The following is an 18,805-nucleotide window of genomic DNA, read 5'->3' as shown; positions in this document are numbered from 1 at the left end:
TCATGGAGATCGAGGGCGCATACGGGACCCGGCTGCACGTGACCGAGTTCGGCGGGACCGGGCCGGGCATCCTGCTGCTGCACGGGCTGACCGACCACGCGGGCACCTGGGCGTCGACGGCGTCGTGGCTGACCGCGTACGGCCGGGTCGTCGCCTACGACGCCCGCGGCCACGGCACGAGCGAGCGCCCCGACGGGCCGTACACCCGCGACGCCTACGTGGGCGACGCCGCGGCCGTGATCGAGCGGCTCGGCCTGGGCCCGGCGCTGGTGATCGGCCACTCCATGGGCGGGCTGACCGCCTGGCAGCTCGCCGGGCGACGCCCCGACCTGGTGCGCGGCATCGTCGTCGGCGACATGTCCCCGGTCACCCCTGTCGACGCCGTACGCGGCTGGCGGGACTGGCTGGCGAGCTGGCCCGTGCCGTTCGCCTCGCTCGACGAGGTGCGCGCCCACTTCGGAGCCGACCGTCCGGCGCTGGGCGAGGTCTTCGCCGAGGTGATGCGGCACGACCCGGACGGGTGGCGGCCGCGGGCGCACACCGAGCACGTCCTCGCGACGGTCGAGCACTGGGCCGCCCGGGACCACCGTCCGGAGCTGGCCCTGGTCACGTGCCCGGCGTTGGTCGTCGCGGGCGGCCGCAGCGACAACCCCGTGCCCGGCCAGCGCGAGGCCGCCGACCTGCTGCCGTACGCCACGTTCGCGCTGCTGCCCGAGTCCGGGCACGTCCTGCACCGCGAAGACCCCGCCGGCTGGCGGGCGGCGGTCGAGCCGTTCGCCGCCGTGCTTTGCGGCCGCGACGGTGGCCGGGCTCGGCTGACCTCGGGCGGCGGCTCCGCCTGACGGCCGCTCGGCCGACCCCGACCGAGCGCCCGCTACCCCGCCGTCGCGGTGGCGGGAGTGGACAGCGTGCGCCGCAGCGCCAGGGTGGCGGCGAGCGAGACCGCGCCGCACAGGGCGATCACGGTGGCGGGCGGCAGCGCCTCGCCGAGGGCGCCGCCCGCTGCCGCGCACAGGCCCTGCATCGTCATCGTGCCGGTCAGGGCCAGGCCGAACGCCTGGCCTCGGGACGCCTCCGGGACCGCGTCGAGAAACCTTCGGGCCAGACCCAGCTGGTACGCGACGCCGAAGCCGGACGCGGCCAGCAGCGCGGCGGCGGCCACGGGACCGGGGGACAGGGCGAAGCCGAGCAGCGGCGCGCCGAGCAGCAGCGCCAGCGGGGCGGCCAGCCGTTCCCGGCGGTCGGGGGTGAGCAGCCGCCCGACAACCAGGTTGCCCGCGAGCATGCCCGCCGCGACGGCGGTGAACAGCAGCCCGGCCGCGTCCGGCAGCCCGGCCTCGGCGGCGTACGGGACCAGCACGCCCTCCGCGCCGACCACCAGCGACGGCGGCAGCCACTGCGCCAGCAGCAGCGACCGGACCTCGGGCCGGGCCAGCAGGCTCCGGTTGACCCGCCAGGTGGCGGCCACGGCCCCGCCGCCCGAGCCGCCGCGGCGCGGGTGGTCGGCCAGCCGGAACCGGATCAGTGCGGCCGACAGCAGGCAGGTCGCCACGGTGATCCACATGGCGCCGGCGGCGTCGACGGCGGCGATCAGGACTCCGCCGACGGCGAAGCCGAGCACCTGGGTGCCGCCGGCGGACACGGCGAACGCGGCCCGGCCGAGCACGTAGTGGTCGCCGTCGAGCAGGTCGGGCAGCAGCGCGGTGCGGGCGGCGGAGGCGACGGCGCTGGGCACGCCGGTGACGAACACCAGCGCCAGCATGGCCGGGGCGGGCAGCACGCCGATCGCCAGCACCGCCCCGACGACGGCGCGCAGCAGGTCGTAGCCGACCATCACGGCGCGGGGCGGCCAGCGGTCGGCGTACGCGAGCAGCAGCGTGCCGCCGATCGCATAGGGCAGGAAGCCGGACACGTACGCCAGCGCGGACAGCAGCGCCGAGCCGGTTCCGGCGTAGACGAGCACGGACAGCGCGAGCATGCGTACTGTCTCGCCGACCAGGAACAGCGTGTAGCCGGTGAACAGCACCCGGAACTGGCGTACGGCGAAGACCTCGCGATAGGTGGCCCGCGCAGGCGCGGCGGTGACGGTCATGCCCGTCAGCATCGGGGTGCGCGCCCGGCCTGGCTAAGCTTTCGCGAGGAGGCGAAACATGCTGGCCATCGACGTGGGCCCGGTCGACGTGGCGCACACCCGCTACGCGATCTCGCCGCTGGGCGAGGCGATGCAGGCGCTGCGGGTGGCGGCCGGGGCGCAGGCGGCGGGGGTGCTCCGCCCGTGGGCAGACCGCATCGCACCGCGCTACCAGCGGCTGCGCCGCGAGGCGCCTGCGGTCGGGGCGCTGACCGCGCTGATGCGGCGCGGCGCCTACAACGCCGACTTCATCCACCCGCCGCCCGCCGGTCCGGGCGTCGACTTCGCCGCCGAGCTGGCCGCGGTACGTGCCACGCCGCTGCCCCGAGCCCGGCTGGAGCTGGCCCGCAACCTGGTCGGCCTGCGCCCGCCGAGCCGCCACGTGCGGCAGGTGCTCGACGCGCCGGACGTGGTCGGCCGGCTCGCCGACGCGATCGAGGCGGCCTGGCACGCGCTGGTCGAGCCCGACTGGGCGCGGCTGCGTACGGTGCTGGAGCGCGACCTGGTCCGCCGCGCCGGGCACCTGGCGATGTACGGGTGGGCCGCGGCGCTGTCGGATCTGGATCCACGGGTGAGCTGGCGTTCGGACGGGTTCGCCGGGACGATCGAGGTGCGGACCGGTTCGCGGACGGAGTGGGAGCGGCACCGCCTCGGCGGCCGGGGACTGCTGCTGATGCCCACCGTGTTCGGCTCGCTCATCACGTACGTGGAGCCGCCGTGGCCGTACGCGCTGGTGTATCCGGCCCGGGGGATCGCGGACCTGCTCGGGCCCCCGGCGGCCGAGGCTGGCGGACCGAGTCTGGGCAGGCTGGTCGGCCCGCACCGGGCTGACGTGCTGCGGGCTCTGGCCGTGCCCGCGACGACTACGCAGCTGGTGCGCCAGCTGGGCCTGAGCCTGGGCGCGGTGGGCGGGCACCTGGCCGTGTTGCGTGACACCGGCCTGGTCAGCCGCACCCGGACCGGCCGCGCGGTCCGCTACGAGCGCACCCCGCTGGGCGACGCCCTGTCCGGGACATGACAGAGCCGACCGCGGACACGCGGGTGGCGGGCCGGGTCGCGGCCCGCCACCCGGCCGGGGCTACCGCTTGGGCTGGTTGTGCTTCGGCTGGTTGCCCTTCTTGGACTTCATCGAGGTGGGCGAGTTGCCCGCCTGCTCCTTCTTCTGCGGCATCGTCGCGGTTGCCGCGGCATGTTGTTCATGCTCGGACTCGTCGTGGTTCATGGAATGCGCGTTCATGCCACCGGCCGCCTGGTGCTGCGCGGTGCCCGCGTGCGGGGCGTCCTCGTGACGGGCTTCGCGCGGGTCGCGGTCGGGTCGGTTGTTCTTCGCCATGCTGCCGTGCCTCCTCGGGCTGGGGCCTCAGCGCCCTGCTGACACCCACGGCCCACGCTAGAAGAGCGGCCGCGGTCCTTGCGGCAGAATGGACATACTAGGCATACCGGTCGGTAACGAAGGTCAGCCTGCGTCCCGCCCCAGGTAGGCGGCCAGTCGGTCGGCTTCGGTCGCACCCGCCGGGGCCGCTCGTTCCGGCCCGAACGGGCCGCCGTCGCGGGGCAGACCCTCCAAAAAGGACCGCCAGCTCGTGAGCACGCGAGCGGCCAGCTCAGGGGAGAGGTCGGTGCTCACGCCGAGGGCGCGGGCCAGGTCCCAGCCGTGCACGGTGAGCTCGTTGACGACGTGCTGCACGGTGACCGCGCCCGGCTGCGGCCCGATCGGCGTCGGCGCGACCTCGGTCAGGTAACCCGGTCGGCCGAACGCGGCCCGGGCCCGCGCCGCGTGCTCGCCGAACGCGGCCACCGGGTCGGGGTAGTCGGGCTCGTCCTCGGGCGGTGGCGCGCCCTCGGCCAGGGTCGCGTACCGGTCGCCGACGAACGCCAGGTGGCACAGCAGCCGCCGGACCGTCCAGCCCGCGCACGGTGTCGGGTCGTCCATGCGCCGCGCGGTGACCGTGCCCGCCAGCGCGCCGACCTCGGCGGTGATCGTGTCGTACGCGGCCAGCGGGTCGTCCAGCGTCAGATAACCGTCCATACCCCGATCCTGCCCATGCCCGGTGACATTCACGCCTGCGCGGGGCGCAGCGTGCCGGGGGCGGGCGCGCCCTGCCAGCGGGTGTCCTTCGCGGTGCCGTCGAGGGCGCACGTCCACAGCCTGCCGTCCGCGCCGACGGTCGCCGCCCAGGCCCGCCCGCGCGAGTCCACGGCGACCGCGGGCGCGCCGGTGAACAGCGCGCCGGACGGCGACCAGGCCGCCGCCTCACCGGGCCGGTGCGCGTCGGTCATGCCGACCCGGCCCGCGTCGTCGCGGCGCAGCAACTGCAGGCGGCCGTCGCGGAGCAGCCCGGCCACCGCGCCCGTGCCGCCGCCCGCGGGCACCGTGGTCCCGGCACCGGCCTGCAGCACGGTGAGCGTCGCCCCGTCGGCGTGCCCGACCAGCACCGGGCCGTTCCCGCCGGCGGCGGCGCGGGCGGCCGACAGCGCGCCGTCCATCACCCCGCGCAGCAGCACCTGAGGCTGCCCGAAGCGGCCCGCCGGGTCGTCGCGCCGCCAGCACAGCAGCTCGTCCTCGGTCACCGCGTACAGTTCCGTGCGCGGCCCGGCCGACACCGCCACCAGCGCGTCGCGGATGCCCTTGCCGCCCAGCCGGACCCACGGACCCCACCGCCCGTCGGCGCTCCGCCGGCGCAGCGCGGCCCCGCGCTCGAAGTCGCGGGCGAACACGCTCAGGCCGCCGTCGGCGTCGGCGACCGCGACCGGCATGCCGACCTCCCGCGCCCGCGCCGGGTCGCCGCCCGCGTCCGGATTACCCAGCTCCGCCCAGGTGACCGGGCCGCCGGGCACGGCCTGCTCGCCGTGCACCACAGCCAGGCGCGGCCCGGCCACGGCCAGGTCCTGGCGTACGCCGAACAGGTGCGTGCGGCCGTCCGGGGTGGACACCGCGCACAGGTGGGGGAGCAGGTTCTCCCCGCCCACGGGCTCCGGCGCGGACCAGGAGCCCGGGTCCGCGCCGCGCCGCCACCTCAGCGCCGTCCCGCCGAACACCGCGAAGGCGGCCAGCCCTTCGCCGTACGGGACCAGCCACGTCGTGCCGCCCGGGTGCCGGTAGGTCTGGCTGCGCCCGTAGCGCTTGGCCCGCGCCCGGGTGCCCACCTGCAGGTCGCCGCAGCCGTACGGCACCGCGCAGGGGTGCTCGTCGGCCCAGCCGTAGATGTCCAGATAGGAGAACTTGCGCTCGTACACGGCCGGGCTGAGGTTACGCGGCCACTGCTTGTTGAAGTAGCCGCGGTAGCTCTGCACCTGCACCGCCTCGCCGGCCCGCCGGTGGCGGCGCACCGCCTCGAACGCGAACCACGCCGCGTACAGGTGGTCGGTGTGGTCGGAGTACTCCACGTCGCCCTCGGCGTACTTCAGGTGCTCCGGGGCCGGGTCCAGGGTGCGCACCACCGTCGGCTCGGCCGTGTCCAGCAGCGAGGCCAGGATGGCGAGCACCTCGTCGCGGGTCAGCTCCCCGGCCGCGGGCAGCGGGCTGTCGGTGGGCCGCAGGTAGGGCTGCGCGTCGCGGCGGCCGTCCCACAGCCACTCCAGCCGGTTGCCACCGGGCCCTTCCAGGGGCGCGCGCAGGTTGAGGAACGCCAGCGTGACGTGCGGGGCGGCGGCCAGCGTGGCGGTCTCGTACACCGCGTCGCCGACGTGGCGGACCTCGCGCCGCCACGCGCTGTCCCGGTCGCCGGTCGCCATCGCCGCGTACGCCGACCGGATGCCGTACTGCCGCGCGGCCGCGTACCCCTCGAAGTCGGGCTTCGGCTTGCGGCCCTCGCCCAGCGGCGCGTTGATCCCGTTGGCCTCGCCCGCGGTCAGGTAGACGCTGGTCACCGCGTTTCCGCCGTCCAGCGCCTGCATCACGTCCGGGTTGAGGAAGTACAGGTCGTCGTCGGGGTGCGCGCAGATGTTGAGGAACGCGGCCGGGCGGGGCGGCGCGCCCGCCGACCAGACCCGTTCCCAGGGCCGGGTCAGGCCCAGCCCGATCACCCCGCCGCCGGCCAGCAGCAGGGCGCTGAGCGCTGTGCGCCGGTGCAAGGTCAACCGTCCTGTCGCGCGGCGGACGGCTCCGGCAGCTCCCACGGCGCCGCCACCGGGAAGTAGGCCGTCAGGAAGTCGCGCAGCAGCCGGCCCCCGACCTCCCGCTGCCCGGGTGCGCCGTCCTCGTCGTTGACGCAGAAGACGTCGAGCGACCTCCGGGCCAGCACCTGCGCCAGCTGCTTCTTCGCGTCGGCCGCGGCCAGGCTCACGTAGGTGCTGGTGATCCGGTCGATGGCGGCGCGACCGGTGGCCAGCGCGTAGTAGTGGTACGCCGAGGACACCAGCGAGACGTCGGTCGGGTCCCGGAACCGGTTGCCCGCGGTGCGCTCCAGCTCCTGCGCGTACCGTTCGGACATCTCGGCCAGCACGTCCCGGCGCAGCGCGTGCGGCACGTGCTTCATCTTGTAGGTCAGGTGCCGGCCGAAGTCGCGGGCGATGAGCGCGCGGTTGTTCTTGCCCGCCACCGTGGACGCCAGGTCGGCCGCGTCCGCCGGGCCCGGATCGACCTTCCCGCGCGACGGGAACAGCTTCGACAGCCCGTTGGGCTGGAAGAACTTCAGCGCGTTGACCGGCCGGCCGACGAACACGTCGTCGTTGAAGTAGACGAACTGCTCGCTCAGCCCGTCGATGTGGTGCAGCCGGCTCTCGATGGCGTGCGAGTTGAACGTCGGCAGCCGCCCGTGGTCGCCGAACAGCTCCTTGTGGCTGACCACCCGCACCCGGTCGTGGCAGATGTCCAGCCAGGACGGCACCTGGTCGTCGGTGACCAGCCAGATCCGGCGCACCCACGGCGCGTACAGGTGCAGCGAGCGCATCGAGTAGCGCAGCTCGTCGTGGTTGGCGAACCGCGACTCCCCGGCGGCCTGGGCGGTCAGCGGCCGGTCCTGCGCGGCCAGCGCGGCGTCGCGGCGGGCCCGCCAGGCGGGGTCGTTGTCGTCGACCCAGGTGTAGACCACGTCGACCGGGAAGGTGATGTCGTCGAGCAGGGTGCCCGCGAACTCCGGCCGGGTCGGGCGCTGCGGCTGGCCGGGCACGTGCGCCGACGTCATCCGGGTGAAGGCGGACTCGTCGAGCGTCAGCGAGGGTCCGGTGGCGGGGACCCGGTCGGCGACCCGGTTGGGCCGGGGCGCGTGCAGCGGACCCTGCGGGGTGCGCGACCACACCTCCAGGTCGCAGCCGTGCGCCTCGCCCAGCAGCAGCGCCCCGGACGGGTCGCAGACGTACTGGATCAGCCGGATCACCCGGTGCCCGGCCAGGGTGCGCCAGGCGTGGTGGGAGGTGGCGGGCATCGGGGTCTGCATGCCCTGCTCGGTCACCGCGGCGACGAACAGCGGACGCCGCAGCGCCTCGCGCCGCAGCGCGGCCCACGCCTCGCGCCGCCCGCCCGACCCGATGGCGACCGCGGACGCCTTGTCGTCGTACCCCCGCACGCAGAAATGCTCGACGCCCGCGTCGCGCAGCACCGTCAGCACCGTCTCCAGGGTGAACCGGCGCGCGGCCAGCGGCGTGGCCTCGACCATCGGCCGGGCCAGCACCGGCCCGTGCGCGGTCGGCACGAGCCGCAGTTCGGTGGTGTCGTAGCGGCTGGTCAGATGCCAGCGCACCGCCGAGCGCGCCCACCGGTCGGCCGGACCGCCGGCCCGCCGGGCGCGCGGCAGGAGCAGGTCCACCGACCTGCGGGAGAGCGCCGCCATCGCGGCCGACCGTCGGGGCACCTGGAAGATCACGCCCGAATAACGATCGTGACCTGCAAAACGAGACTCCTCCGGACGGCCGACCTGTGCGTTCGCTGTGAGCGCAGGCAGGGCCGGTCGCCTGCGGATACAGCGTCCTCGGCGGCGACCTGCCGCGCGGGGCCGCATTGTCCGGTCGCCGACACCGGCGCGGTGACCCCTTCCACGCGGGCCGGGGCCGCGCTGCGGCACCGTCGGCCGGGGTGGCAGGCTGGGCCCGTGCTTGACGCGACAGAGGTGGCCGAGGTCGAGCGGGCGGTACGCCGCGTCGCCGAGGAACAGATCCTGCCCAGGTTCGGCCGCCTCACCGCGGCCGACATCGCGTTCAAGTCCTCGGAGACGGACTTCGTCACCGTCGCCGACCGCGCCGCCGAGGAGGAGCTGGCCAAGCACCTGACCGCGCTGGTCCCCGGCTCGATCATGGTCGGCGAGGAGGCCGTCGCGGGCGACCCCGCGCTGCTGGGCGCGATCGACGGCGACGCCCCGGTGTGGATCGTGGACCCGATCGACGGCACGCACAACTTCGTCAGCGGCAGCCCCCGGTTCACCACGCTGGTCGCGCTCGCCCACCGCGGGCGCCTGCTCGCGTCGTGGACCTACGCGCCGGTCATGGACCTGATGGCGGTGGCCACCGCGGGCGGCGGGGCGTACGTCGACGGCCGGCGGGTGCGGGTGCGCCCGGTCGAGCCGACCCTGCGCCACCTCGACGTCTGCGTCTCCCCGCCGATCTGGTGGAAGCCCGCGCACCGCGACGGCTTCCACCGGCTCAGCCGGCATGGCGTGGCGCTGTCCTTCTTCGACACCTCCGGGCTGGAGTACATCCAGCTCGCCAGCGGGCGGCGCACCGCGATGGTGCTCACCTGGGAGCTGCCCTGGGACCACGCGGCCGGGCTGCTGCTGCACGCCGAGGCCGGCGGGGTGGCCATGGCCGCCGACGGCAGCCCGTTCCGGATCGGCGGCGGCAACCCCATGCCGTTCCTGGTCGCCCCGGACGCCGAGACGGCCCGCCTGGTGCTCGCCGCCCTGAACCCAGGCGACGCGGCCTGATCTGCTGAACCCTGGCCGCGCGTCGTCCGGCTCTCCTTTTTCATAGACGCTGGCCTATGACATCGAGTTCGATCACGCCCCAGTCGATGTAATAGGCCAGCGTCTATGACGGGGTGGGTCGGGGCAACCCGATCCGTGCGGGAGGTCAGCGGTTTGACAGGGCCGCGGCGACCAGGCCGACCGTGGTCCAGTCCACGTCCGGGTCGGACAGCAGCTGCCTGTAGGTGGTGAACTCCAGGGACGTGTGCTCGCCGTCCGCGGTGACGCCGTGCTGCTGCGGGCCGGACTCCAGTGCGGTCAGCTCCGCCGCCGTCAGTTCCAGGCTGAACAGGTGCACCCGGTGCGCCGACAGGGTCGCCGCGGGCTGGCGTACGCCGTGCGAGCGAAGCCGCGCCGCGTCCACGACCAGGCCCGTCTCCTCGGCCAGTTCCGCCAGCGCGACCTGCCGGGGATCCGCCGTGCCGGGCTGCGAGCCGCCCGGCAGCTCGTGCACGTAGCCGTCGGAGGTCACCGCGCTGGAACGGAACTCGCGCACCAGCACGATCCGGGTCTCGGCCAGGCTGTCGGCGGGCAGGTGGGCGACGACCGCGCTGACGTCCGGCCGGCCGAGCACCACCTCGTTGTCCTTGACCCGGCCCTCCGCGGCGACCTCGACGCCGACGTGCGCCGCCCACCAGAACGGCCGCCCGTCCGCGCCCGGCCACGTCCAGGCGACCCGGGCCGAGCGCAGCCGGTTGCCGGCCCCCTCCTGCGCGCCCAGCCAGGTCCGCACGCCCTGGTCGTGCCACAGGGTCAGGGGCAGCTCGCGGTGCGCGCCCGCGCGCGGGGACCCGCCGCCCACCAGCGTCAGCGCGGCGGCCAGCGTGTCGGCGAGGGTGTCGGCGACGGGCGCGCCGTGCAGCTGCGCGTAGTGGGACAGGTAGCGCAGGCCGGGGGCGTCGGGCGGCGCGCCGAGCACCACCCGGCCGCTGGACTCCCAGCGGCCCCACTCGACGTTGGTGGTGAAGCCGGGCAGCGTGGCCAGGTCACGGGGCACCCAGAACAGCACCGCGTCGGACAGGTGCAGGCAGGCGTCCTCCCACTGCACCTGGCGCAGCCAGCCGTGCGGCATGCCGCCCTCGGGCCGCTCCGGCACGAACACCACCAGCCGCCCCGGGCCCTCCCACTGCTGTCCCAGCAGCTCCAGGGCCTCCGGCCGCCAGGACGCCACGTCGGGCGAGCGCGGGGTCGGCCCGGCCAGGAACAGCGCCGCCGCCCAGGAGTCGGGGGGCGATTCTCCGGCGTACACGGGGACGACCTCGCGCGCGATCTCCATGCCGGTGATCGTCCCATGCTCCACAGTGGCCGTCGGTAGGGTAGGCGGATGCGTGTGCGGTCGGTGACGCCCGAGGGCCTGGTGGACGAGCTGGTCGAGCGGATCGCCAAGATCGCCGAGCCGGACGGGTGGACCCGGGTGGCGGTGGACGGGGCGCCCGCGGCCGGGCCGGACCGGCTGGCCGAGGCGCTGGTCGACCCGCTGCGCGCGCTCGGGCACGAGGTGCTGCACGTGCGCACCGGCGACTTCCTGCGCCCGCGGTCGGTGCGGTTCGAGTTCGGCCGCACCGACCCCGACGCCTACTACGAGGGCTGGTTCGACGAGGCCGGGCTGCGGCGGGAGGTGCTCGACCCGCTCGGGCCGGGCGGCACCGGCCGGGTCCTGCCGACGCTGTGGGATCCGGTGCGCGACCGGGCGACCCGGGCCGGCTACCTCACCCTGCCGCCGGGCGCGGTCCTGCTGGTCAGCGGGGACCTGCTGCTCGGCTCCGGGCTGCCCTTCGAGCTGGCCGCGCACCTGGTGATGTCCCCGGCGGCGCTGGCCCGGCACACCCCGCCCGAGCTGGCCTGGACGCTGCCCGCGTACGCCCGGTACGCCGCCGAGGTGGCTCCGCAGACGTTCGCCGACCTGGTGGCGAAGGTCGACGACGCGCGCCATCCGGCGATCATGTCCGTCGATTAGGCCGCGCCGCCGTAGGCTGGAAGTGGAGGATGACCCCAGGGGACTGGCTACAGGGGGTAATCATGACCACGGCTAAGCAGATCATGCACCTGGGCGCGCAGTGCGTGCCCGAGAACGAGACACTGGCCCGCGCCGCCCAGCTGATGCGTGACATGGGCGTCGGCTCGCTGCCGATCTGCGGCAGCGACGACAAGCTGCGGGGCATCATCACCGACCGTGACATCGTCATCAAGTGCATCGCCTCAGGCGGCGACCCGAACACGATGACCTGCATCGAGATGGCCAAGGGCACGCCGATCTGGGTCGATGCCAGGGCCGACGAGGACGAGGTCCTCAAGACCATGGAACAGCACAAGATCCGCCGGGTGCCGGTGATCGAGGACCACCAGATCATCGGCATGATCAGCGAGGCGGACCTGGCCCAGCACCTGTCGAACGAGAAGCTGGCGCACTTCGTCTCCACCATCACCGCGGCGCCGCCGACGCGCGGCTGAGCGTACGAGAGAGGGGCGCCCCAGGCCTGGGGCGCCCCTCGTGCCGTGCCGGGGTCAGTGCGCGCCGACGCCGGTCAGCGAACGCACCTCGAGCTCGGCGTACTTCTGCGCGTCGGCGGGCTCGCGGGACATGATGGTGCCCAGCCAGCCGCAGAGGAAGCCGACCGGGATCGAGATGATGCCCGGGTTCGACAGCGGGAACCACTGCCAGTCCGAGTTCGGGAACATCGCGGTCGGGCTGCCGGACACGACCGGCGAGAAGAACACCAGCACCACGGCGGTGATCAGGCCGCCGTAGATGGCCGCGGTCGCGCCCGCGGTGGTGAACCGCTTCCAGAACAGGGAGTACAGGATCGCGGGCAGGTTGCCCGAGGCCGCCACCGCGAAGGCCAGCGCGACGAGGAACGCCACGTTGAGGCTCTGCGCGAAGATGGCCAGCACGATCGCGACCGCGCCGATGGCGAACGCCGAGATGCGGGCCACCCGCACCTCGCCGCCCTCGCTGACCTGGCCCTTGCGGATGACGCTGGCGTAGATGTCGTGCGCCAGCGAGCTGGACGAGGCCAGCGTCAGACCGGCGACGACGGCCAGGATGGTGGCGAACGCGACCGCCGCGATGATCGCCAGCATCGCCGCGCCGCCGGTGGTGCCGCCGAGGAAGCGTTCCCCGAGCACCTGGGCCAGCTGCGGGGCGGCGGTGTTGCCGCCCTTGTCCTGGGCGGTGATGGCCTCGCCGCCGACCAGCGCCGCCGCGCCGAAGCCGAGCGCGAGGGTCATCAGGTAGAAGGTGCCGATGATGCCGATCGCCCACAGCACGCTCTTACGCGCGGCCTTGGAGTTGGGCACCGTGTAGAAGCGGATCAGGATGTGCGGCAGGCCGGCCGTGCCGAGCACCAGCGCGATGCCGAGCGACAGCAGGTCCATCTTGTTGTAGAAGGTCTGCGCCGCGTCCCCGGCCACTTCCTTGCCGTAGCGCAGGCCAGGCTCCAGGAAAGCCGCGCCCTTGCCGGACTTGGCCGCGGCCTCGCCGAGCAGTCCGGACAGGTCGAACTTGAACGCCGCCAGGACCAGCACCGTCATCAGGGCGGCCCCGACCATCAGCAGGAACGCCTTGACGATCTGGACGTAGGTGGTGCCCTTCATGCCGCCGACGGTCACGTACACGATCATGAGAATGCCGATGAAGATGATCGTGGCGATCTTCGCGGTGTCGGCGTCCATGCCCAGGAAGTGCGCCCCGGGCTTGATGCCCAGCAGCAGCGCCACCAGCGCGCCCGCGCCGACCATCTGCGCCAGCAGGTAGAAGATCGACACCACGATGGTGGAGATCGAGGCGGCCACGCGCACCGGCGTCTGGCGCATCCGGAACGCCAGCACGTCGGCCATCGTGTACTTGCCCGAGTTGCGCAGCAGTTCCGCGACCAGCAGCAGCGCCACCAGCCAGGCGACCAGGAAGCCGATCGAGTAGAGGAAGCCGTCGTAGCCCGACAGCGCGATGATGCCGGCGATGCCGAGGAAGCTCGCCGCCGACATGTAGTCGCCGCCGATCGCCAGGCCGTTGGAGAACCCGGAGAACGACCGGCCACCGGCGTAGAAGTCCGTCGCCGTCTTCGTCTGCCGGCTGGCCCAGATCGTGATGGCCAGCGTGATCAGCACGAAGACCACGAACAGGACGATGGTCAGGGTACGTGCGCTCATGCCTTCTCCTCGCTTCGCTCGTCGGCGGCACGAGTGGCCGACAACTTGATTCGCTCGCTGCGCTCGCTCATGCCTTGACCTCCTCGGGCTGCGGGTCGGCGTCGAACTCGCCGGACTGGATACGGGCGTTCAGGTCCTCGGCGACCGGGTCGAGCTTGCGGTCGGCGTAGCGGGCGTACAGCCAGGCGATCAGGAACGTCGTCACGAACTGCAGCAGCCCGAAGACCAGCGCCACGTTGATGTTGCCGAACAGGATCGTGCCCATGAAGTCGCGTGCGTACGCCGACAGGATCACGTACAGGGCGTACCAGCTGAAGAACGCGATCGTCATCGGGAACACGAAGCGCCGCAGCGAGCGGCGCAGCCCGGCGAACTCGGGGCTTTCCGCGATGCGCTCGTAGCGGTCCGGAGCGTCGGTGCTCATATATCACCAGCCTCGGTTTGGGGAGGGTGCGACGTGGCACGTCGCCGTGAGTGTGCGGCGCGCCACAGTGCGGTTGCCCGCAGGCTAGGGACCGGTGTGACGATCTGTGAACCGGCTGAAGCGGACATGCGCGGCGTTCGCGCCGAGCGGTCGCCCGCACGCGCCCAGCGGCGCATGCGCGCGCGCCGAACGGCAGCGCTCCCACCCCGCCACCGGCCCGCGCCCCCGTGCCGACAGCAGCGGGTGCCGCGAATGTCGGTGGCGTAGAGCATGATCCTCCGCGTGACGGATGGTGGGGAGCTGCTGGCCGGGGTCGACGAGGTCCGCTGGGGCCGGATGCGGCACGCGTACGGTCCGGCGGTGGAGGTGCCGGACCTCCTGCGCGGCCTGGCCGACGCCGACCCCGCGGTACGCGAGACCGCACTCGACGCGATGTACGGCGGCATCCACCACCAGGGCGACGTGTACGCCTGCACGATCGCGGTGATCCCGTTCCTGCTGCGGATCGCGGCCGACGCCGGCAGGCCCGGCCGCGCCGAGGTGATCGGACTGCTCGCCGGCATCGCCGGCGCGGACGATCCCGAACCCCGGACCGGGCTCTACCGGCAGGCGCGGGAGGCCGTCTCGGGCGCATATCCGCTGTGGTGCGCGCTGGCCCATGACCCCGACCCGCAGGTCCGTGCTGCTGTGCCCGCGGTGCTGCCCGTGTGCGCCGAGCACGCGGCGGACTGCGCCGGCCTGTTGCGGGACCGGTTCGCGCTGGAACCGGACGTGCGGGTGCGGGTGGCGATCATCGAAAGCGCCGCGCGACTCGCCCGCCGGGGCGCCGACGCGCAGGGGATCGTCGGCTGGCTCGCCGACCTGCTCGCCCACGACGAGGACGTGCAGGTGCGGCTGACCGCGCTCACCGCGCTGGCGCCGCTTCCCGCACAGCCCGGCGTGCCACCGGTGCCGGTGCGGACGGCGCTGGACCTGCTCGACGCCGTGTACGCGCAAGGAACGCCGATCTCCGAGCCGGCCGGATTCGCCACCGACACGCTCCTCGGATCGGTACGCCGGCGGCAGGAGGCCGCGGCTGCGGGACGCCGCGCTCCCGATGCGGCGCAGCTGGTGCGCGCGATCAGCGACGGTCTGGCCGACCGGGTGGAAGATCGCATCACGCTGCTGTCGGCGCTGCTGGCCTCGCCGGACTGGGAGTGCCGGTGCGACGCGCTGTATCCGGCGAGCAACCTCATCAACGGGTGGCGGGGGTCGTTCGCGCAGGTCGTGGCCCTGGTCGGCGAACAGCTCCACGACGGACACCATGGGCTGCGCCCCCGCGCCGCGCATGTGCTGGAAGACCTGGGCGAGCTGGCCCGCCCCGCGGCCGACGCCCTGTTCGAGGGCCTTTCCCGGTCGCCGCGCGCCGCGCACCACCCGACGATGAGCGGCCGGCTGCCGTGGGTCGTGGCGTGGGCGCGAGAGCAGCCGACCATCGGACCGGCCTTGAAAGCGCTGGCCGGTGCCGGCGACCCCCGGGCGCTGCCGATGTTGCAATGGGCGCTCGAGCAACGCCAGGTGCCACGCGATGTCGGGCAGCTCATCGCGCCGTACGGTGCGGAAGCCGGGCACCTGCTGCCGCTCCTGCGCCGCCGCCTGCGCCGGCTGCGCAGCGACGACCGGTGCGACAACCTCGCGTACGCGGTCGGCGCGATCGGCCCCGCTGCCGCGGACGCGGTGCCCGATCTGCTGAAGTTGCCGGTGAGCTCGGCGGTCATCAGGGCCGTTGCGGCCATCGGCCCTGCCGCGGCCCCGGCCATGGGCTGGCTGCGCGAGCAGGCCGCAGCCTCCGAAAGGCGCGTCGCCGCCGCCGCCGCTGACGCGCTGTACACCGTCGGCGGTGACGCCGCCGCGGCGCTGGCCGTGTACGACAGGTTCCTCACGGGTGACTCGTATGATCAGCGCGCCGCCGCCGAAGGGCTCGGCCGCCTCGGGCCGCATGCGGCCGAGCGTGCCGGCCGGCTCCGCAAGCTCCTGCGCGGCAAGGACTCCCACGGCTGGCTGCGGCTGAACGCGGCCCGTGCGCTGTGGCAGGTCGCCGGCGAGGCGTCCACGGTCATGCCCGTGCTGGAATCCGTCTGGACCGCCAACCCGCACACCCGCACCGCGATCGCGCAGGTGTGGTCCGGCATGGGAGCGGCCGCCTCGGCTGCCAGACCGCTGCTCGCCGCCGAACTCGCCCGCGTGCGCAGGCACAACGCCAGCCCGGACGGCTACAGCTCGAGTCAGGTCGTCGACGATGAGCACCTTCTCCGCGCCTGCCGGGCAGCGCTGGCGGCCCTGGACGGGTAGCCCGCAACGGAGACGCCTCCTGGTAGCCGGAGGTCGTGTGCGGCCGCCGTCAGCCCCAGTGCTGCTTGGCGGGGCGGATGAGGCGGTCCTTGAGCACGCGGGTGTGGCGGCGGGCGACCGGCAGCTGGCGCCCGCCGACGGACACCACATACCCGGATCCGGTCAGCCGAAGCTCGGTGACGAGGTCGAGGCGCACCAGGTAGGAGCGGTGGATGCGCAGGAAACCCGCGTCGGTCCAGCGCTCCTCCAGCTGGGTCAGCGACACGCGCACCAGGTGCGAGCCGTCGGTGGTGTGCAGGCGGGCGTAGTCGCCCTGCGCCTCCACCCAGCACACCGACGAGCGGGGCAGCAGCCGCACCACGCCGCCCAGCTCCACCGGGATCATCGGATCCCCGCCGGCCGGGCTCGCCTCCGGCGGGGCCGCGGGCCGGTCCTCGACCGCGGCGCGCTCGGACAGCACCCGGCGCAGCGACTCCGCGATGCGCTCGGCGCGCACCGGCTTGCGCACGTAGTCGACGACGCCCAGGTCGAAGGCGTCCGCGGCCCGGTCGTCGTACGCGGTGACGAACACGACGGCGGGGGAGCGGGCGAAGCGCTGCAGCACCCGGGCCAGGTCCATGCCGTCCAGGCCCGGCATGCGGATGTCGAGGAACGCCACGTCCACGTCGTTCTCGTGCAGCACCCGCAGCGCCTCGGCGGCGTCGGCGGCGCTGTGCACGTACTCCACCCGCGGGTCGTTGCGCAGCAGGTAGAGCAGCTCGTCGAGGGCCGGGGGCTCGTCGTCGACGGCGAGCACCCGCAGCCGCGGCGGAGTCGCGGGACGGCCGGTCACGCCCGCCTCCCGTCGCGCCCGGCGGCGGGCCGCCCGCCCGTGGCCGGCTCGCTCATCACCGTGCCGCCGCGGAACTTCGGGATACGCAGGCTCACCCGCGTGCCGGCCTGCGGCGCGGTCTCCACGACCAGGCCGTACGCGTCGCCGAACACCGCCCGCAGCCGGTCGTCCACATTGCCGAGCCCGACGTGCTGCCCGCCGTCGCCGTCGGCCGTGCCGTCGCCGTCCAGCAGCACCGCCGGGTCCATGCCCACGCCGTCGTCCTCCACGATGATCTCGCAGTCCGCGCCCGCGTCCGCGGCGATGATCCGGATCGTGCCCACCCCGGGCTTCGGATGCAGCCCGTGCCGCACCGCGTTCTCCACCAGCGGCTGCAGGCACAGGAACGGCACCTCCACCGGCAGCACCTCGGGCGCGACCCGCAGCCGCACCTGCAGCCGCTCGCCGAACCGGGCCCGTTCGATGGTCAGGTAGCGGTCGATCGAGCGCAGCTCCTCGGCGAGCGTGGTGAACTCCCCGTGCGCCCGGAACGAGTACCGGGTGAACTCGGCGAACTCCAGGATCAGCTCCCGGGCCTGCTCGGGATCGGTGCGCACGAAGGAGGCGATCGCGGTCAGCGCGTTGTAGACGAAATGCGGGCTGATCTGCGCCCGCAGCGCCCGCACCTCGGCCCGCGCCGAGCGGGCCCGCTCCTCCTGCAGCTCGGCCAGCTCCAGCTGCAACCCGACCCAGTGCGCGGTCTCCAGCACCACCCGGACCAGACCCGGCGTCGGCCGGGCCTCGGTCACCGCGACCAGCGCCCCGGCGGTGCCGCCGTCAGGTTTGGACACCGGCGCCGCGACGGCCCCGCGCACCGGACAGTCCAGCCGTACACAGGTCAGCTCCTGGGGTCGCAGCAGCACCGGTCGGCCGCTGGACAGCGCCCGCTGCGCCGCGGCCAGCAGGGCCTCGCGATGGTGGCCGCCCGCGCCGTCGTGCGCCAGGAAACCGGTGCCGTCGGCGAGCGCCAGCCCGGCCGCGCCGACCAGGGTGCGCAGGTGCTTCAGCGCCGCCGCCGCGGTCTCGTCCCGCAGACCCTGCCGCAGCGGCTCGCTGGCCAGCGTCGCCAGGTGCAGCACCTGGTACGTCGCCCGCTCCTCCGGTGTCACGACCCGGCGCCGGCCGCGCATCATCACCACCGCGGTCGCGGCGATGACGGCCGCCACGGCGGCGGCGCCCAGCGCTGGGTACATGGCAGCGATCGTGCCACGCCCCGCTCCCACGCTCCACCCCATGCGGGGCAGGGACGACCCGACATCGCCGGTTCCGATCAAGGTCATCGATGCGGAGAATGTCGAGATGACCTTCACCCTCGGCATCTTCGAGCTATTCACCTACGCGATCCCGGGCGCGATGCAGCTGGGGGTGTTCCTGTACGTGGCGCTGCGGCTCGACCTCGTCCAGCCGGCGGATCTGGACGCCGTGCCGGGCCTGCTGCTGGCGGTGGCGGCGGCCGTGGCGAGCTACCTGCTCGGCTACCTGACCTACGTGTTCGCCATTCTCGTCGACAAGGTGTACCCCACTCGCAAGGACAGCGGTAGCGCGTGGGCTGCCGTCGCCGCCGATGCCGCCATGCTCGGCGAGCGCCGGGTGCCCCGGGTCAATTCGAGCTTCCTGCTGGCCGGGGTCGAGTTGCGCGACCGGGAGGTCGCCCAGGAGGTGGGCCGGTTCCGGGCGACCGGGCTGATGCTTCGCGGCGCGGTCGTGCCGAGCTTCCTGGGCGTGCTGGTCGCCCTGACCGAAGCCGTCGTCGGCCCGCACCACTGGCTCGGTGCCGCCGTCGCAGTCGTGCTCGGCGCGGCGGTGGCGGCCTTCGCGCGCCACGGCCGGGAGCTGCGGTACTGGGCCAACACCAAGACGTACCAACTCGCCTACTGGTTGGAGCTGCCCGAGGACGTGCATGATTCGCCGGCCTCCGCGCCGCACGCCGCCCCGCGCGAATAGGACGACCGGTCGCGTCGCCGTTCCCCCGACCGGGGATAAAGGGGCTGCGGCGCAGGTCG

At 74.1% G+C, this 18,805-nt stretch carries 17 protein-coding genes; 7 read left to right on the top strand and 10 right to left on the bottom strand.

What is annotated here, in order from left to right; all coding sequences use genetic code 11:
- Window positions 1–2 precede the first annotated feature (2 nt).
- Complete coding sequence (locus HAV39_RS33950) at window positions 3–842, top strand: alpha/beta fold hydrolase (protein ID WP_191843270.1); 840 nt, start codon at window positions 3–5, stop codon at window positions 840–842.
- Window positions 843–874: 32 nt separating this feature from the next.
- Here HAV39_RS33950 and HAV39_RS33945 read toward each other — a convergent pair whose 3' ends face one another.
- A complete protein-coding gene (locus HAV39_RS33945; protein WP_191843269.1) occupies window positions 875–2,092 on the bottom strand; it encodes an MFS transporter in 1,218 nt (405 codons plus the stop codon).
- Between the two features lie 58 nt (window positions 2,093–2,150).
- Between HAV39_RS33945 and HAV39_RS33940 the strand changes: the two genes are divergently transcribed.
- Window positions 2,151–3,149 (top strand): ArsR/SmtB family transcription factor, encoded by a 999-nt coding sequence (locus HAV39_RS33940; RefSeq protein WP_373311764.1) that lies wholly within the window; start codon window positions 2,151–2,153, stop codon window positions 3,147–3,149.
- A gap of 60 nt (window positions 3,150–3,209) precedes the next feature.
- On the opposite strand, the gene HAV39_RS33935 is transcribed toward HAV39_RS33940, so the two are convergent.
- The 4 genes from HAV39_RS33935 to HAV39_RS33920 all read right to left on the bottom strand — a co-directional run bounded on the left by HAV39_RS33935 (window position 3,210) and on the right by HAV39_RS33920 (window position 7,923).
- A complete protein-coding gene (locus HAV39_RS33935; protein WP_120320190.1) occupies window positions 3,210–3,464 on the bottom strand; it encodes a hypothetical protein in 255 nt (84 codons plus the stop codon).
- A 123-nt stretch (window positions 3,465–3,587) separates the two neighbouring features.
- Window positions 3,588–4,160: a TIGR03086 family metal-binding protein gene (locus HAV39_RS33930; RefSeq protein ID WP_191843268.1), complete on the bottom strand. Its 573-nt coding sequence runs from the start codon at window positions 4,158–4,160 to the stop codon at window positions 3,588–3,590.
- Between the two features lie 29 nt (window positions 4,161–4,189).
- On the bottom strand, window positions 4,190–6,205 hold the full coding sequence (locus tag HAV39_RS33925) for a PIG-L family deacetylase (protein ID WP_191843267.1): 2,016 nt from the start codon (window positions 6,203–6,205) through the stop codon (window positions 4,190–4,192).
- A 2-nt stretch (window positions 6,206–6,207) separates the two neighbouring features.
- The gene (locus HAV39_RS33920) at window positions 6,208–7,923 is read right to left on the bottom strand and encodes a stealth conserved region 3 domain-containing protein (protein ID WP_223124443.1); all 1,716 of its coding nucleotides are present in this window, start codon (window positions 7,921–7,923) and stop codon (window positions 6,208–6,210) included.
- A 237-nt stretch (window positions 7,924–8,160) separates the two neighbouring features.
- Here HAV39_RS33920 and HAV39_RS33915 point away from each other — a divergent pair, with 237 nt between their 5' ends.
- The gene (locus tag HAV39_RS33915; protein ID WP_223124442.1) at window positions 8,161–8,988 is read left to right on the top strand and encodes an inositol monophosphatase family protein; all 828 of its coding nucleotides are present in this window, start codon (window positions 8,161–8,163) and stop codon (window positions 8,986–8,988) included.
- A gap of 145 nt (window positions 8,989–9,133) precedes the next feature.
- On the opposite strand, the gene HAV39_RS42370 is transcribed toward HAV39_RS33915, so the two are convergent.
- A complete protein-coding gene (locus HAV39_RS42370; protein WP_203736257.1) occupies window positions 9,134–10,303 on the bottom strand; it encodes a nucleoside 2-deoxyribosyltransferase domain-containing protein in 1,170 nt (389 codons plus the stop codon).
- A gap of 48 nt (window positions 10,304–10,351) precedes the next feature.
- Between HAV39_RS42370 and HAV39_RS33905 the strand changes: the two genes are divergently transcribed.
- Together HAV39_RS33905 and HAV39_RS33900 are read left to right on the top strand one after the other, a co-directional pair.
- Complete coding sequence (locus tag HAV39_RS33905) at window positions 10,352–10,984, top strand: nucleoside/nucleotide kinase family protein (protein WP_191843264.1); 633 nt, start codon at window positions 10,352–10,354, stop codon at window positions 10,982–10,984.
- A 62-nt stretch (window positions 10,985–11,046) separates the two neighbouring features.
- Window positions 11,047–11,478, top strand: coding sequence for a CBS domain-containing protein (locus tag HAV39_RS33900; protein WP_191843263.1), 432 nt, complete (start codon window positions 11,047–11,049; stop codon window positions 11,476–11,478).
- A 54-nt stretch (window positions 11,479–11,532) separates the two neighbouring features.
- Here the strand turns inward: HAV39_RS33900 and HAV39_RS33895 are convergent, their stop codons facing one another.
- Window positions 11,533–13,176 (bottom strand): solute symporter family protein, encoded by a 1,644-nt coding sequence (locus tag HAV39_RS33895; protein WP_191843262.1) that lies wholly within the window; start codon window positions 13,174–13,176, stop codon window positions 11,533–11,535.
- 67 nt (window positions 13,177–13,243) lie between these two features.
- A complete protein-coding gene (locus tag HAV39_RS33890; protein WP_191843261.1) occupies window positions 13,244–13,600 on the bottom strand; it encodes a DUF485 domain-containing protein in 357 nt (118 codons plus the stop codon).
- Between the two features lie 282 nt (window positions 13,601–13,882).
- Here HAV39_RS33890 and HAV39_RS33885 point away from each other — a divergent pair, with 282 nt between their 5' ends.
- Window positions 13,883–15,931 (top strand): PBS lyase, encoded by a 2,049-nt coding sequence (locus HAV39_RS33885; RefSeq protein ID WP_191843260.1) that lies wholly within the window; start codon window positions 13,883–13,885, stop codon window positions 15,929–15,931.
- A gap of 49 nt (window positions 15,932–15,980) precedes the next feature.
- Here HAV39_RS33885 and HAV39_RS33880 read toward each other — a convergent pair whose 3' ends face one another.
- On the bottom strand, window positions 15,981–16,763 hold the full coding sequence (locus HAV39_RS33880; protein ID WP_191843259.1) for a LytR/AlgR family response regulator transcription factor: 783 nt from the start codon (window positions 16,761–16,763) through the stop codon (window positions 15,981–15,983).
- Window positions 16,760–17,995: a sensor histidine kinase gene (locus HAV39_RS33875; protein ID WP_239120600.1), complete on the bottom strand. Its 1,236-nt coding sequence runs from the start codon at window positions 17,993–17,995 to the stop codon at window positions 16,760–16,762. Before HAV39_RS33875 ends, HAV39_RS33880 begins: the two co-directional genes overlap by 4 nt.
- 40 nt (window positions 17,996–18,035) lie before the next feature.
- Between HAV39_RS33875 and HAV39_RS33870 the strand changes: the two genes are divergently transcribed.
- Window positions 18,036–18,746, top strand: coding sequence for a hypothetical protein (locus tag HAV39_RS33870; RefSeq protein ID WP_191843324.1), 711 nt, complete (start codon window positions 18,036–18,038; stop codon window positions 18,744–18,746).
- Window positions 18,747–18,805 lie beyond the last annotated feature (59 nt).

The organism is Catellatospora chokoriensis (assembly GCF_011297315.1).
GTDB lineage: Bacteria > Actinomycetota > Actinomycetes > Mycobacteriales > Micromonosporaceae > Catellatospora > Catellatospora citrea.
The sequence above is the reverse complement of the archived record's forward strand: the minus strand, read 5'-3'. Positions and strand labels throughout refer to the sequence as shown.